The organism is Arthrobacter sp. USHLN218 (assembly GCF_037144715.1).
In the GTDB taxonomy this organism is placed as follows: domain Bacteria; phylum Actinomycetota; class Actinomycetes; order Actinomycetales; family Micrococcaceae; genus Crystallibacter.
This window is the reverse complement of sequence record NZ_JBBCYT010000003.1, coordinates 170885-184626: the sequence shown is the minus strand read 5'-3', so window position 1 is coordinate 184626 and position 13742 is coordinate 170885. Positions and strand designations below refer to the sequence as shown.

The 13742-nt window shown below is 65.3% G+C and carries 12 protein-coding genes; 9 read left to right on the top strand and 3 right to left on the bottom strand.

Annotation, left to right across the window (positions count from 1 at the left end; all coding sequences use genetic code 11):
- The first annotated feature begins 21 nt into the window (after positions 1–21).
- From WFH44_RS08145 to WFH44_RS08120, 6 genes are all read left to right on the top strand, one after another.
- Complete coding sequence (locus tag WFH44_RS08145) at positions 22–1569, top strand: ABC transporter substrate-binding protein (RefSeq protein WP_336713172.1); 1548 nt, start codon at positions 22–24, stop codon at positions 1567–1569.
- Positions 1570–1606: 37 nt separating this feature from the next.
- Positions 1607–2548, top strand: a complete 942-nt coding sequence (locus WFH44_RS08140; RefSeq protein ID WP_336713170.1) for an ABC transporter permease — start codon at positions 1607–1609, stop codon at positions 2546–2548.
- Positions 2541–3383: an ABC transporter permease gene (locus tag WFH44_RS08135; RefSeq protein ID WP_336713168.1), complete on the top strand. Its 843-nt coding sequence runs from the start codon at positions 2541–2543 to the stop codon at positions 3381–3383. Before WFH44_RS08140 ends, WFH44_RS08135 begins: the two co-directional genes overlap by 8 nt.
- A gap of 64 nt (positions 3384–3447) precedes the next feature.
- Positions 3448–5004, top strand: a complete 1557-nt coding sequence (locus tag WFH44_RS08130) for an ABC transporter ATP-binding protein (RefSeq protein WP_336713166.1) — start codon at positions 3448–3450, stop codon at positions 5002–5004.
- 257 nt (positions 5005–5261) lie between these two features.
- Positions 5262–5798 carry a hypothetical protein gene (locus WFH44_RS08125; RefSeq protein ID WP_336713164.1) on the top strand — a complete coding sequence of 179 codons (537 nt, stop codon included), beginning with the start codon at positions 5262–5264 and terminating at the stop codon, positions 5796–5798.
- Between the two features lie 279 nt (positions 5799–6077).
- Positions 6078–7184, top strand: coding sequence for an IS110 family transposase (locus WFH44_RS08120; RefSeq protein WP_336713162.1), 1107 nt, complete (start codon positions 6078–6080; stop codon positions 7182–7184).
- Positions 7185–7842: 658 nt separating this feature from the next.
- Here WFH44_RS08120 and WFH44_RS08115 read toward each other — a convergent pair.
- Positions 7843–8121, bottom strand: a complete 279-nt coding sequence (locus WFH44_RS08115; protein ID WP_336713160.1) for a DUF3040 domain-containing protein — start codon at positions 8119–8121, stop codon at positions 7843–7845.
- An 863-nt stretch (positions 8122–8984) separates the two neighbouring features.
- Between WFH44_RS08115 and WFH44_RS08110 the strand changes: the two genes are divergently transcribed.
- Positions 8985–10310 (top strand): heparan-alpha-glucosaminide N-acetyltransferase domain-containing protein, encoded by a 1326-nt coding sequence (locus tag WFH44_RS08110; protein ID WP_336713159.1) that lies wholly within the window; start codon positions 8985–8987, stop codon positions 10308–10310.
- A 169-nt stretch (positions 10311–10479) separates the two neighbouring features.
- Here WFH44_RS08110 and WFH44_RS08105 read toward each other — a convergent pair whose 3' ends face one another.
- Positions 10480–10779 carry a hypothetical protein gene (locus WFH44_RS08105; RefSeq protein WP_336713158.1) on the bottom strand — a complete coding sequence of 100 codons (300 nt, stop codon included), beginning with the start codon at positions 10777–10779 and terminating at the stop codon, positions 10480–10482.
- A 963-nt stretch (positions 10780–11742) separates the two neighbouring features.
- Here WFH44_RS08105 and WFH44_RS08100 point away from each other — a divergent pair.
- Both WFH44_RS08100 and WFH44_RS08095 read left to right on the top strand, forming a co-directional pair.
- Complete coding sequence (locus tag WFH44_RS08100; RefSeq protein WP_336713156.1) at positions 11743–12036, top strand: hypothetical protein; 294 nt, start codon at positions 11743–11745, stop codon at positions 12034–12036.
- Positions 12037–12166: 130 nt separating this feature from the next.
- On the top strand, positions 12167–13021 hold the full coding sequence (locus tag WFH44_RS08095) for a hypothetical protein (protein WP_336713155.1): 855 nt from the start codon (positions 12167–12169) through the stop codon (positions 13019–13021).
- A gap of 64 nt (positions 13022–13085) precedes the next feature.
- On the opposite strand, the gene WFH44_RS08090 is transcribed toward WFH44_RS08095, so the two are convergent.
- Positions 13086–13361 carry a DUF1540 domain-containing protein gene (locus WFH44_RS08090; RefSeq protein WP_336713154.1) on the bottom strand — a complete coding sequence of 92 codons (276 nt, stop codon included), beginning with the start codon at positions 13359–13361 and terminating at the stop codon, positions 13086–13088.
- Between the last annotated feature and the right edge of the window lie 381 nt (positions 13362–13742).

The window sequence follows — 13742 nt, the reverse complement described above, 5'->3', positions numbered from 1 at the left end:
GCCTCGCATCTAGGTGGTTTCGTGCGCGTTTCGCTCCCATCGTCCGTGTCCCTGGGACTCGCGGCACTCCTGGCACTTTCGGGCTGTGGTTTCAGCGGGTCGGAAGGAGGGGACGCTCAGGGTGCCGACCTCAACCAGACGATCGTCGTGGACAATTTCCGCGCCCCGGTCGCCGACTGGGCGCTGGAGAGCGATGCCGCCTACATCCTTTCGCTGTCCGGATGTCTCGAGACGCTCACCCGGTACGACGAGGCCGAAGGCAAGGTTGTCCCCTCGCTGGCCACCGAGTGGAAGCAGGTGTCCGACCTCGAGTGGGACTTCACCCTCCGCGACGGCGTGACGTTCCAGGACGGCACCGAGCTCACCCCGAAGGCGGTCGTGACATCCCTACAGCAGGTCCTCGATGCCGAGGTTCCGGCCCGGGCGTTCAACCCTGACGTCGTCAGTGGCGTGAAGGTGGTCGACGAAGACACCGTCCGCGTCACCACTCCGTCCCCGAGCCCGCTGGTTCCCTACCGCCTCGCGAGCGTGAACACCGGGGTGCTCGCTCCGGCGGCGTTCGAGGGCGCAACAGTGGACCCCTTCGGGCACTGCACCGGGCCCTTTACGCCGGTCTCCGAGAAGGCGAAGCAGTCCCTGACGCTGGAGCGGAACGAGGACTACTGGGGCGGAGAAGTACAGCTTGCCGGCGCGGAAGTCCGCTTCATCACGGACGGGGCCGCGCGCGCCGCCCAGGTCCAGACGGGCGAAGCCGATGTCTCCCTCTCCATCCCGGTCTCCAGTCTCTCCACACTCGAAGCAGACAAGAGCGTCAAGGTCCTGAAGGCTGATTCGCCCAGAACGGCGACCCTGTACATGAACAACGGCAGGAAACCTTTCGACGACGTGAACTTCCGCCAGGCCATACGCTCCGCGCTCGACCTCGACGCCCTGGCCGGCAGCGTCTACGAAGGCGCTGCCGTTCCGTCCAGCGGCCCCTTCGCCCCCTCCGAACCCTGGGCCATCGCGGACGCAGCAGCCCCGCAGCAGAACCTGGACGCGGCCCGCAAGCTGCTCTCCGCTGCCGGGTACACCGCGGAGCGGCCGCTGGAGATCATCGCGATCGTCGAGCGCGCCGAGTTCGCCGACGTTGCCACCGTCATCCAGGAGAACCTCAAGGCCGTCGGCGTCCCGGTGAAAATCCGGACCGCGGAGTACGCCGCGGTGGAACCGGACCTGCTCGAGGGCAACTACGACATGGTGCTCAGCCAGCGCAACCGCCTGATCGACATCGCCGACCCGGTCGGGTTCCTCACCGCCGACTACACCTGCGCCGGCGGCTACAACCTCAGCCACTTCTGCGACAAGGACTACGACAGGATCATCGCGAAGGCGGCACAGACCGCCGATGCCCAGGAACGCTACCGGCTGTACGCCGAGGCCGGGAAGATCCTGCAGGAGCAGGCTGTGAACATCTGGCTGGTGAACGAGCAGGCCATCGACGCCGTCCGCACCGACCTGCAGGCCCACACCCAGGATCCACTGGCCAGGTACGTGCTCCGGGCCGAGACGGCGAAGAGCGGTTCGTGACTGCCCCCGCTGGCTGCGGCTCGAAGCCGTATCCGAGATGACGGCTTTCCTGGCCCGGAGGACCTTGGCACTGGGGGCCTCCGTGCTGCTGGCATCTTTCCTGGTCTTCCTGATCCCCTACGTCACCCCCGGTGACGCTGCCCGGAAAATCATCCGTTCCCGCGTTGCCGGGGAGGTTGTGGACGAGTCGGCGGTCCAGGCACTGACCGTTCAGCTGGGGATCGGCGACCCGCTGTGGGTACAGTACCTGCGCTGGCTGACCAGGTTCGCCGGAGGCGACATGGGACTGTCCTACACCAGCCGGACACCGGTAGCGGAGCAGGTCCTCCCTGCATTGTGGGTCACACTAAGCCTCGTCATCGTTGCCCTGGGCAGCGCCATCCTCCTCTCCATCCTGCTCGGCACCATCGCCGCCCTGCAGGAAGGACAGGCCGCCGACCGGGTCATCACTACCGTGACCCAGGGGTTCATTGCTATCCCCGAATACTGGCTCGCGCCCATGCTCGTGCTGGTCTTCGCCCTGAAGCTCTCCGTGCTGCCGTCCGCCGGATGGACCGGGCCTGCTTCCGCCGTCCTCCCCGCCGCCGTGCTTGCCCTGCGCCCAACCAGCCACTTCACCTCGGCAGTCCGGGAAGGAGTGCTCGATGCCCTCGGATCCCAGCACGTCATCGCTGCCCGAAGCCGCGGCCTGGACCTGCGGCAGACAGTGCTGAAACACGTCGTCCCGAACGGGTTGCTGCCACTGACCACCATGGTGGCCGTGTGGTTCGCCGGCCTGCTCGGCGGATCGGTCATCGTGGAAGTCATCTTCGCGATCCCGGGCATGGGCCGCCTGCTCTACGACTCCGTGCTCAACAGCGACATCCCCCTGGCACAGGGAGGAGTCGTCGTCGTGGTGGGCCTCGCCGTCGCCCTGACCACGGCGGCCGACCTCGTGCACAGGATCCTCAACCCGCGGCTCAGGGGCCATCATGCGTAACCGCCCCGCCCACGTCGTCGCCGCCGCATCAATCGTCTCCTTAGTCGTCGTGGCGGTCGTCCTCTCCCCCTGGATCAGCCCCTATCCTCCTGCGGAACAGGACCTTGCCGCCCGGCTGGCCGCCCCCGGCGCGGACCACTGGCTGGGCACGGACCACTTGGGCCGGGACACGCTGAGCCGCCTGCTGGAGGGCGGCGCGTTTTCCCTGACCATAGCGGCGCTGGCTACAGTGCTGACCGGGGTGGTCGGCACCTTCATCGGCGTCGTCAGTGCGCGCCGCAAGGGCTGGCTCGACGAATTCCTGACCCGTACCAACGACGTCGTCCTGTCACTGCCGGAAATGGTGGTGGCGCTGTTCCTGGTCGCTCTGCTGGGCAGCGGCTACCCGGCGCTGCTGCTGGCCCTGACCCTGGTCGGGTGGACACCGTTCGCGCGCCTGGCCCGGGCCCTGACTTACGACATCTCCACGCGAGGGTTCATTGAAGCGGCACGAGTGACCGGCTGCCCGCCCGCGTTCGTTGTCCGCCGCCATATCCTGCCGCATCTGGCCGGGCCCCTGTTAGGCCAGGCCACCCTCAGGTTCGGGCAGTTGCTGATCAACGTCGGGGCCCTCTCGTACCTCGGGCTCGGTGTGCAGCCCCCACAGTCGGACTGGGGGTCGATGCTGGCAGCCGCGCAGCCCTTCGCCCTGCGTTCCCCGGTGACGATCCTGGCCCCGGGACTGGCCATCTTCGTCGTCGCGCTCTGCGTCACTCTCATCGGCCAGCACGTCGCCCGCAGGACCGGAAGCCCGCTCGTCCTCAACGCTCGTGCAGGGAAGGTCCGGAATGCCTAACGGCCTGGTCATAGACGAACTGCGCCTAACGCACATGCCTCCGTCCACCACGGGACGCGGAAGGATGCGGCCGACAAACGGGCCGAAAGGCCGGCCCATCCTCTCCGGTGTCAACCTGTCCGTCGCACCGGGGGAATTTGTCGCCCTGGTGGGCGCGTCCGGAAGCGGTAAGACATTGACGGCGATGTCCGTGCTCGGGCTGCTTCCGCCGGACGTCCGGATGGCATCAGGATCGATCCGGCTGGGCGGAATGGACCTCGACAGGGCCAGCGAAGCCGAGCTCAACCGCGTGCGCGGCGGCAGAATCGGCATGCTCTTCCAGCAGCCCAAACGCATGTTCAACCCGCGCCGGCGGGTTGCCAGCCACCTGGAGGAAACGCTGCGGATCCATCGCGGCCTACGCGGCGAGGAAGCCAGGAAACACGCAATCGAACTGCTCGCCGAGGCAGGTCTGGACGAACCGGACCGCCGGGCCAAGGCCTATCCGCACCAGCTTTCGGGCGGCATGGCACAGCGTGCCATGATCGCCACCGCCCTGGCCGGACAGCCCGAGCTCCTGCTGGCCGACGAGCCCACCTCATCGCTGGACAAGGTCCTCGAGCGGCAGATTCTGGACATGATAGACCGGCGCCGGCGGCAGGACGCACTCGGCGTCCTGTATATCACCCACGATCTGGCCACCGTCGCCGCATACGCCGACCGAATCGTCGTTATGGAGTCGGGACGGATCGAGGAAGCGGGCCCTACCGCAGACGTCCTCGGCAATCCCCAGAAGGCCTGCACGAAGAAGCTTCTGACTGCTTCGGCACTGGTTTCCACTCCGAAGCTTCGCCCAACGGCGCAGGGGCGCCCCGCCCTCGCGCTGGACAGCGTCACAAAGCGCTACGCGGAAGCGAAGCACGGCAGCCGCCCCGCCCTCGAGCGCACATCGCTCACCGTCCACAAGGGCGAAATCCTCGGCGTCCTCGGCCAATCCGGCTCCGGGAAGAGCACCCTCGCCCGGCTCGCCGTCGGCCTCGAAACCCCGGACACCGGAAGCGTCACGCGGCCGCCGGGTACCAAGGTGCAGATCGTGTTCCAAGAGCCGTACGACGCTTTCGACCCTCGCATGACCATCCGCTCTAGCCTTGAAGCCCCGCTTCTGCAGCGCAAAGACGACACATCATCGGAACGCGCTGAACGCATCCGGCAGTCGCTGCACGATGTCGGCCTGGACCCGATCCTGCTGGAGAAGTACCCGGGCCAATGCTCCGGCGGCCAGCTGCAGCGGCTTACGATCGCCCGTGCGCTCCTAATGGATCCCGAAGTCCTGATCTGTGACGAGGCCACGTCCGCCCTGGACTCAGTGGCGCAACGCAACGTCCTCGACCTGCTGCTGCGCCTGCACAAGGACCGCGGGCTGTCCCTGGTCGTGATCTCCCACGACATGAATGTCATTCGGTACATGAGCACCAGAGTCGCCGTGCTCTACCAAGGCGCGCTGGTTGAACTCGCCGGCACCGACTCCTTCTTCGGCCGACCCCGACACGAACACAGCAGGCAGCTCGTCTCGGCCGGCCTCGCCAGCCCGAGCGAAGACCGACTCAGACAGGCCGCTGTCCACCTATCAGCAGGAACCTGAGCGTGTGCACGCACTGCCCGGCCGCTTTCCGTTGGCTGGAGGACGCAAACGAGCGCCGTAATGTATTTAGTTAGGTCAGCTTAGCTATCTATTTTTCCGGGTGACTGTGTAACTGGATCTGCGTGAGGTGCCTTTTGCGGAGCTGCCCGGCAACCCGGCACACCGGCCGCACTCCCCGCTGACTTCCTAGGACGCGCGCTTCTCTCCCAAGGGCGGGCAAACAGTCCTGACCCCATCCCGAAAGGAACCCTTCCCCCATGACTGCTCTCGATATCCGTCCGGAACCGCGCACGACTCCGGCCCCTGGCCCCGCGCCCATTCCGGCCCGCCGGGCGCTGGCCGTCCTGCGGCTCCTGCTCGGCCTGGTGTTCCTGTGGGCGTTCGCCGACAAAACCTTCGGCCTGGGCTTCGCGACAGCGCCGGAACGCGCCTGGATCACCGGGGGCTCACCGACCGCCGGGTACCTGGGAAGCCTCGACGGAGTCCTCGCGCCGGCCTTCACCGCCCTGGCCGGCCAAGGCTGGGTCGACGTGGCATTCATGCTCGGCATGCTCGCCGTTGGTTCTGCCCTCGTTTTGGGCGTTGCCCTGTACGCGGCCGCGGCCGGCGGAACTAGCATCATGGCCCTGATGTGGCTCACCTCCCTCCCCTTGGCCAACAACCCCCTCATCGACGAACACGTCATCTACGCAGCAGCCCTGTGGGTCCTGGCCGCCACCGGCGCCGGACACACCTGGGGCCTCGCCCGCCTCGCGGCAACCCTCACGCCCCGTCCCCTGCGCTTCCTGGCCTGACATGCTTCCCCGTCCATGCAGCGCGCAGGTCCGACGATTCAATGCGCACCGGGAGTGCAACAGGATCGGCGCCTGATTAGACAATATGAGCTGAAGCTCGTTTCGGAGTCCTTCCCCGGCCCCAATCGTTCGGCCATTGTCGCGGGGTCGGTTCTGCGGCGCCAGGTTGGGTCCGGCAGCGTCCGGTATCAGAGGGCAGTCATGGCCGGCCCCTTGGCCTCGGGGGCCTGTCGGGGCTGCAATGGTAGTGCCACACGTGAGGCTTGGGAGGTGCCGGCTATGATCGAGCATACTTTCATCGGGCTGGATGTTCACGCCACCAATATCGTCGCCTGCGCCCTGATCCCGGAGACGGGGGAGATCGTGCGCGAGACCATGGCATCGGATCCCGTCGCGGTCCTGGAATGGACACGCCGCTTCACGCCGCCGGTCAAAGCCGTCTACGAATCCGGGCCGACCGGTTACGTGTTGGCCAGATCGTTGCGGGCCGGCGGGGTGGACTGCGTCGTCGCGGCCTCCTCAAAGCTGCTGCGGGCCCCCGGCGACCGGGTGAAAAATGACCGCCGGGATTCCCGGCTGCTGGTCGAGATGCTCGCGCTCGGCTCCGTCACCGAAGTGCGGGTCCCGGACGAGGAAACCGAGGCGCTGCGGGATCTTTCCCGGCTGCGCGCCGGCGCCGCCCGCGACCTCGCCCACGCCCGCCAGCACGTGAACGCCATCCTCCTGCGCCACGGACTGCGGTACCCGAAAGACACGAAATGGACGCAGGAGCACCACAGGTGGCTGCACCGGCAGCACTTCCAGGACCCGCTACTCCAGTTCACCTACGAAAACGACATCGAGCAGGCCGAGCTCCTAGCCGCGCGGCTCAAACGCGTCGATAAACAAGTCACGGCCGCCGCGGCCGCTTGCCCATACACGAACGTCATCAACGCGCTGATGTGCCTGCGCGGCATCTCAATCACCACCGGGTTCGGACTCGCGGTCGAAATCGGTGACTGGACCCGGTTCACCGGCTCCTCCATCGGCTCCTACCTAGGACTGGTCCCCAGCGAGCACTCCTCCGGCGAAACCCGGCACCAAGGAGCGATCACCAAGGCCGGCAGCACCTACGCCCGCAAGCTCTTGGTCGAGGCGGCCTGGCAACACCGCCGCCCCTACTCCCGCCCCGGAATCCGGCTACAGCGCCAATTCATCCTGGTGGAACCTGCCACCAGGATTCGCGCCCTGGAAGGCAACCACCGGCTGCACGGCAAGTGGGAACACTTCGATGCCAGGGCAAAGATCCCGGTCAAAGCCAACACAGCCATCGCCCGCGAACTGGCCGGCTGGTGCTGGTCACTGGCCGCACCGCTGCAACAGGGAGGGCCCGTGACTCCGGTCTGACCCCCTAAAGTCGTGCCTCCGGCGGCCGGCGGCAAGTGACGGGCAAGCACACGGAGCTGACAAGGGACCGCTTCTATGAGCAGGCGGATCACCCCGTCGACGCTCGACCTTAGACACCGAGGACGCTCCGGCCGAACAATTGTCATGCGCTAACACCCGCGAATCTCAGTCTGACCATGCCTGTCGAACAATGACTCGCCTCCACCTGCCACCACCACCGGCCCGGCACAGTGAGCGGCCCCGGAACCAAAGAACCGGAGCCGCTCACCTATGACACTTGACAGCTTCAACCTACATATCAGAAGGTCATGCCCGCGCCGCAGCCTGGTGCGACGCACGCAGACTCCCCGTACTAGGAGCTTGACTTTTCCCTGAGCTGGGGGACCGACATTTTTGCAAGATTGATCCGCCATCCTCCTGGTATGGCCGAAGGTAATTGCTGACCCTCCGATGACTGGGTCTGGATCCAGCTCGGACTCCCCCGCCTGCCGGCATCAACGACACTGCGCTCCCGCAAAACCAATGCCCTCAAGCCGCACAGCCTGCTGCTGGACGTAGAGGGCGAAGGGAGTGTCCGTTCAAGGCCACTGATGCGCCGCTGACACCAGCCGATAACGGCGCTTTTGAACGTAGTCAAGGGAGCGCCTTTCAGGTCGTCTCAATCCTGGTCCGGAAGGGGCGGGATAGTCATAAGCCAGTAGAGGCCTCCCGCCAGCAGCAGAAGTCCCGGGACGCTGATAACAAGGAGCTGACTCGTTAGACCGATGAGGAGAAGCACCAGTCCGACTACAGCGGAACCAATGCTTAGCACTGCGATGCGGAATGGAGGGGTGCCGGCCTTGCCGGTTTCGAGTTCGCGCACCAGAGCGGGATCATCCGCTCTCATGTGCCGCTCCAGATCTTCAAGGAGCCTGCGTTCTTCTTCCGACAACGCCATCGGGGCCTCCTGGTTCCCAGTGGGTTGGGATAGGCATCCGCCCCGACATGGTGCAGGCACCTGCCGCAGGCAGGCGTCCCGGAGTGAGTCCCACTTATCAGCCCGCCGCCCGGATTGTACGGGTTCGGCTGAGCGGATCTGCAGGCACCTCCGGCGTTGCCTGCCTTCCGCCTCCATTTCGACGGGATAGACCCTAAACGTCCTATTGGAGCTAATGGATATAACAACCCAAAGCGGTGGTTTCTGCCCGTTTCCGGCGGTCGGGACCATTGCTTTGAAAGGGCCGAGTGACCGAAGCAGAGGGAGACCTGCACAGACACGTCGGGCGCTGCACCCTATCTGCACTAGGCGGCTGCAACCCCGATAACGACGCAGTCCTCCCGAATTGGCATGGCCGGCACGAGTGGTACTCGCTGTGGGTTGCGGCCCGGGGTCGGACGCTGACATAGCAGGCAGAGGTTGGAAAAACCTTGGCTGTCGTCAAAAGATCTGCCGGCTGTCATGAAAGGTTCTCACTAAGACAGATAACAGACGCATGCTTGGGTCGATGACGCAGCCGTGACGAAGTCGTCACGCCGCGCTAAAAGAATGGCTCCCAAGGGGGAGGTCACAGCGGCAACTAGAGCATTATCGAGGTCCCCCATGATCGTTGGCGCGCAGCGGCCACTGCGCACATCCCGACCAGCCCCAATCCAGCGGGCAAAAAAAGCGCAGGAAAACGAAACGGGCGCTTGAAGTGAGTCCGCTCGAACTCATCATTACGGAATCAAGTGACTGGTTGCACACGAGGGTGCGCGAGCCGGGGCAAAGACCCTAGGCGCTGTCGGCCTGTCCAGCCCTACGCGAAGTCAATGAGGAATGCCATGACTGCTTGGATACCCAAGGCAATGTCCATCTACCCGCCACCAACATTGGTCCGACCGCCGCTGGTGCCGGGTTTCAACGAACCGACGCGGACCAAAAGGGCCATCGGCATCGACGTTGCCCGGGCCGTCGCCCTGATCGGCATGGTGGCGGTCCACATCTATCCGCTAGCTGACGCCAACAATGTCAAGACCTGGGCGTTTGAAGTGTTCGGCGGTCGCGCGGCGGCCCTTTTCGCGCTGCTGGCCGGGGTCTCCATCGCGTTCGTGGAGAGGCGGTCGCGGGGGAAACTGTACGGACGGAACCTGTGGGCCGACCGGGGCGCACTCGTTTCCCGCGGCCTGCTGATTATGCTGGCGGGCCTCCTGCTGGCCTATTTGGACACTGATGTGGATATCATCCTTCCCTACTTCGGCTTCCTGTTCCTGCTGGTCATCCCGTTCTATGGCCGCTCGAACGGTCTGCTGCTGATCTCCGGGGTGCTGTTCGCGACCCTTGGGCCCGTCCTGCTGTTCCTGGTCGGCCATAATCTCCCGGCACAGCCTGATCCAACCGCGAACTACACCTTGACGACAGTGTTCCAGCACCCGGTACCGTTCCTGGCAGACCTTCTTCTGACCGGCTACTACCCGACGCTGCTCTGGATGGCCTACATCTGCGTCGGCATCGTCATCGGCCGCCAGGTCCTGACGTCAAAGACGGTCGCGCTCACCATCGCGGCCTGGGGAGCCGGACTGGCCCTAAGCACATGGTTCCTGTCTTACTTCCTGCTGGGCCAGGCCGGCGGCCTCCAGCGCCTGGTGGAGGCGACGCCGACGATGACCAGCGCGCAAATCAACGACCTGCTGGCCTACGGTCCTCCGGGAGCGCCGCTGATGCCGGATACCACGTGGTGGTGGCAGGCCGCCATCGGCCCCTATTCGAATACCCCGCTGAACGTGGTGCACAATCTGGGGGCAGCAATGGCCGTGACCGGAGTGGCGCTGCTACTGACGCGTTCCGGCGGCACGATTTTCTCACCGCTGGCAGCGATGGGCGCTATGACGCTCACGCTCTATTCGGCGCACCTCATCGTCCTGTGGCTCGACGTCCTCGACAGCGAACAGCCGCTGGTCTCCCTGTGCATCATGATCCTTTCCTTCCTACTGTTCGCCCTCGTTTGGCGCAGCTCGATGGGCAGGGGCCCTCTGGAGCGGATCGTCGCGGATGCCAGCGACTGGGTCCGCAAGCTGATCCGGCAACCGGAGGAAAAGCGCTGGCTGCGGCCACGGAAACATGTGGAGGACCGCCGGCGGACCATTCCCGCTGGTGCCGATCGCAGATGATGTGGGCGATTTCGATGGCTCATCCCCCGTCGGACGAAGGTGGAGGCGTCTAGAAGCGCCGAGGCGTGCAATAAACGACTCTGATCGACCGGGTGGTGGATTCGGAGAGGAGTTGGCGGAGTCCGTCATCGGGCCGTGCCGGTATACGGACGATATGCCTGTCGAATGCTCACCAGACCACAGTCTGACTCGCCACCGTTTCCACGATTCTGGTTTCAGGGATGCCCACCAGAGCCGTGGCTGTGGCGTCCACGGGCCAGACTTCTTCCTTAAGCCTGGCCAGGAACATCACGGCCGCTTCTTGGGTCTCGAAGTCGAGCTCGAGCATCACGTAGTCATTCCGGCCGATCGGACGATAAATCCGGTAGGAACTGACTCCGGATCCTGCCCGGTTGAGGGGATCGGCGTCGAAAGCCTTCCGCCACGTTCCGAAGTCCCTCACCTGGTGTTCTATCTGCAGAGTAAACATGGGACACGTCCTGGTTGCCGGTTTGGATTCACGAGGCCGGCGCGGTCATTGATTGCCGCCGTACCCGCGCACCGTCTACTGCTACTCCAGTACTCCAGCCAGTTTAACGCTGACAAAGCATGGGACGACCGGTTCCGGCACCCGGTATCCGGCGTTTTTCCAGGTCAGACCCGTTACCGTTCCCGTTGGCGGCTGCACCATCTGAGGCAGCGCCGCCGGTCCCTCCCGACGGAGGGGAAGAGCGTCGCCCCGGGATTGCCCCGTGCCCGGGGCGATGTCGTTGCCGTGGCACGATCGCGGCGCATGCATCCCGTACTTGTGTTGCGCTGTTGGGCGCATCGGTGGTGTGGAACGATGACCGCTGATCGGGCCGCGCGTGCTTTCGGGTACTTGGCGCTGTTCACATCGTTGGGCATTGGAACGCTGGCAGGTGCGGCCCTCTGAATTCTCACCGGCGACTGGTGGTGGGCGGGCCTCGGACTTGGCGTCGGTTCCGTTGGCGCCGCGCTCGGCACGGGACGAAGAAACCGGTCCATCTAGGGTCAGGCAGGGCGGCCTGTCCCGCTTGATGCCGCGGTAGAGCGACTTTGCCTCGAAACCGAGCTCGCTCCCCAGCCTTCGCATCGTGAGCCGTCCGACACCGAACTCCTCCACGAAATCCACACCTGCTTCCAGGATCCGACGGCGGTCCAGCCGCGGCTTCCCGGACCCGGCCTGCACCGCCCTTCCCGGTCCGCTGCACCTTGTTTCGACACGGCAAGCCCCCTCCCTCCGCTTCCTTCCGGCGTATGCACGGCAGAGTACCCCTGTGCCGGAGGGGCAAAATCCGAAAATTCCTGCGTGTACAAGACCGACACGTTCTCCGGGAGATGCCTGAGCACAGCTACTCTCCCGATTGGTATTACCCGGGGGCCGGCTGTCTGCCGGTTCGAGCTCCGGGCGCGCCCTGATAAACCGAAGTGCATGGCGAAACGACTGCCCGGACCACGCCGTGTCAGCCGAAACCTCCACAACGACCGGCTCGATGAGGGTGAGCACAGTTTCTTCCTGCCCGGGGTTGAACCTGTCGAGGGTGGTGGATTTGATCCGTTCGGGCCATGGGTGCTCCCCGACCGACGGCCGGAGCTGAGTGCCGAACTGTTTCGCGGCCGCGGGTTTGAGCATGGCGGATCGTCCGACGATGCGCTGCTGGAGGGCGGTGAAGTCCAACCGCTCCCCCGACCAGACCACCGCTGGAAAAACTCTGTCCTTAGCTAATCGAAACGTCGATAACGGCGCGTATGTCACCCTACGCAAGCACTACAGGACGTAATAAGCGTACATATCCTTTGCTTAACTCGGGTTAGGTGTGCCTTACTGGACTGCGACCGTCCCGGAAGGATTACCCATGAGTTCGACCCCGCACACTTCTCCGGCACCTGCGTCGTTGGTCGCCAATCTGCGAGCCGCCCACGCCGGGTCGGTAACGCGCCGCATCCTGGCGGGCGAGGGCGCCATCGAACTCACGGCGTACCGGGCCGGCGAAACGCTCTCCTCCGCGGTTCACGGCGTCTCCCGCTCCGGGCAGTTGGTGGTCGCGGATATCCCCAACCTCTTCCATTCGCTCGGCGGGTTCCACACGGCCGATGACATCGAGGTACGCGCGGATATCGTCAAGGACTCCGCCGACCATAGGCTCGCCCTACGTCTGGCGTCACTGCACATGTTGGGCACGCTGCGCTGGTGCCGGGATACGGAGGAGGTGGGCGCGCTGGGCCTTCACGGGCAGCTGGCTGACCTCGTCAACGACGTCGGACCGCGCGTGCGAGTGGGCGTGGTCACCACCGAACGGATCCTGCTGCACGACTGCTCCGGCGTCACCGCCTACGGCGCTGCCATCCTGGCCGACGCCGCCACGGCGGCCGCGCCCACTGACGCCCTGAATGACGCCGTCATGTCCACCGCCGCCGGGACCCTGGCGGACGTCGCCGATGCCGTGCTGGACGACGCACTCCCCGGCTGGACGGAACGGCTCGACCTGCCGGAGGACACAGGCGTCACCGCCGATCCGGCGCACTGTGTGGACGTGGACCGGCACTGCGTAACTCTGGCACGCTTCACCGGAGACCAGGGCTGGGTGGTTCAAGTACCGCTCCCCTCGCCGCCCCATGTCCATGTCCCATCAGCGCAGGACGACGTCACCGCCTGGCGCCATCTCCTCGACTCTCTGCCCACCCGCCGCACCACTGCTCCACGGCCCTGAGCACAGGCCCACGGCAGGCAGCCGGCTGCGCCGATTCAAGGCGCGCCCGGTGTGCAGCGGAGGGTCAGGCGACCGTGTAAGTGGCGCAGGTGGCGGTGTCGGTGACCTCGATGCCTTCCGCGGTGCACATCAGGTCGCTGTTGTAGGAGCATTCAAGACGGTGACACGCACCCACGCGGCCAGCATCGGCAGTAACAGGCCGGCGGGCATCCAGCTGCACGAAGGTGCCACAGGAGGCCTGGGACTCGGCACCGGCGATCGTGATGGCCAGCGCGTTGCAGTCATGATTGTTGTTGAAGGAGCAGGAAGTGGCGGCGCAGGAGCGCACGGCAGAAGTCATGGTGCTCATCCTTCGATCCAGGCCCAAGCCCTCATGCCCGGGCGATGAATCAAGAATATGCTCCCCCGGGGCATGCGCAAGCAAGGTCACCCACAAAGCTTTCAGAAATGTGTCAATGCTTGTGCACCCGAAGACGGCTTTGCCGCCCCATCGACGCCCCGCGTGAGCTCGCGCTCACGGACGAAGAAGCCGCTGACCTCCTCTTACATCGATCCTAATGACATGGAAAACCGCGCCACCGGCGGCATAGGCGACGAGTTCTCCAGATTGGCGCGGAGGATCGCCCGGCCGGATGCCCCGGACCTCGCGGCAACGGTGAAAATGATGGTCCTGCCATCTTCCGCCCACGCGCAAAAAGGCGGCCCCTCCCCGCTGCTCCTC

Coding starts and splice junctions, on each gene's coding strand:
- WFH44_RS08115 (WP_336713160.1), bottom strand. CDS start 8,121: ATGGCGTTGTCGGAAGAAGAACGCAGGCTCCTTGAAGATCTGGAGCGG.
- WFH44_RS08140 (WP_336713170.1), top strand. CDS start 1,607: ATGACGGCTTTCCTGGCCCGGAGGACCTTGGCACTGGGGGCCTCCGTG.
- WFH44_RS08130 (WP_336713166.1), top strand. CDS start 3,448: ATGCGGCCGACAAACGGGCCGAAAGGCCGGCCCATCCTCTCCGGTGTC.
- WFH44_RS08095 (WP_336713155.1), top strand. CDS start 12,167: ATGAGTTCGACCCCGCACACTTCTCCGGCACCTGCGTCGTTGGTCGCC.
- WFH44_RS08120 (WP_336713162.1), top strand. CDS start 6,078: ATGATCGAGCATACTTTCATCGGGCTGGATGTTCACGCCACCAATATC.
- WFH44_RS08125 (WP_336713164.1), top strand. CDS start 5,262: ATGACTGCTCTCGATATCCGTCCGGAACCGCGCACGACTCCGGCCCCT.
- WFH44_RS08135 (WP_336713168.1), top strand. CDS start 2,541: ATGCGTAACCGCCCCGCCCACGTCGTCGCCGCCGCATCAATCGTCTCC.
- WFH44_RS08110 (WP_336713159.1), top strand. CDS start 8,985: ATGACTGCTTGGATACCCAAGGCAATGTCCATCTACCCGCCACCAACA.
- WFH44_RS08105 (WP_336713158.1), bottom strand. CDS start 10,779: ATGTTTACTCTGCAGATAGAACACCAGGTGAGGGACTTCGGAACGTGG.
- WFH44_RS08090 (WP_336713154.1), bottom strand. CDS start 13,361: ATGACTTCTGCCGTGCGCTCCTGCGCCGCCACTTCCTGCTCCTTCAAC.
- WFH44_RS08100 (WP_336713156.1), top strand. CDS start 11,743: ATGGCGAAACGACTGCCCGGACCACGCCGTGTCAGCCGAAACCTCCAC.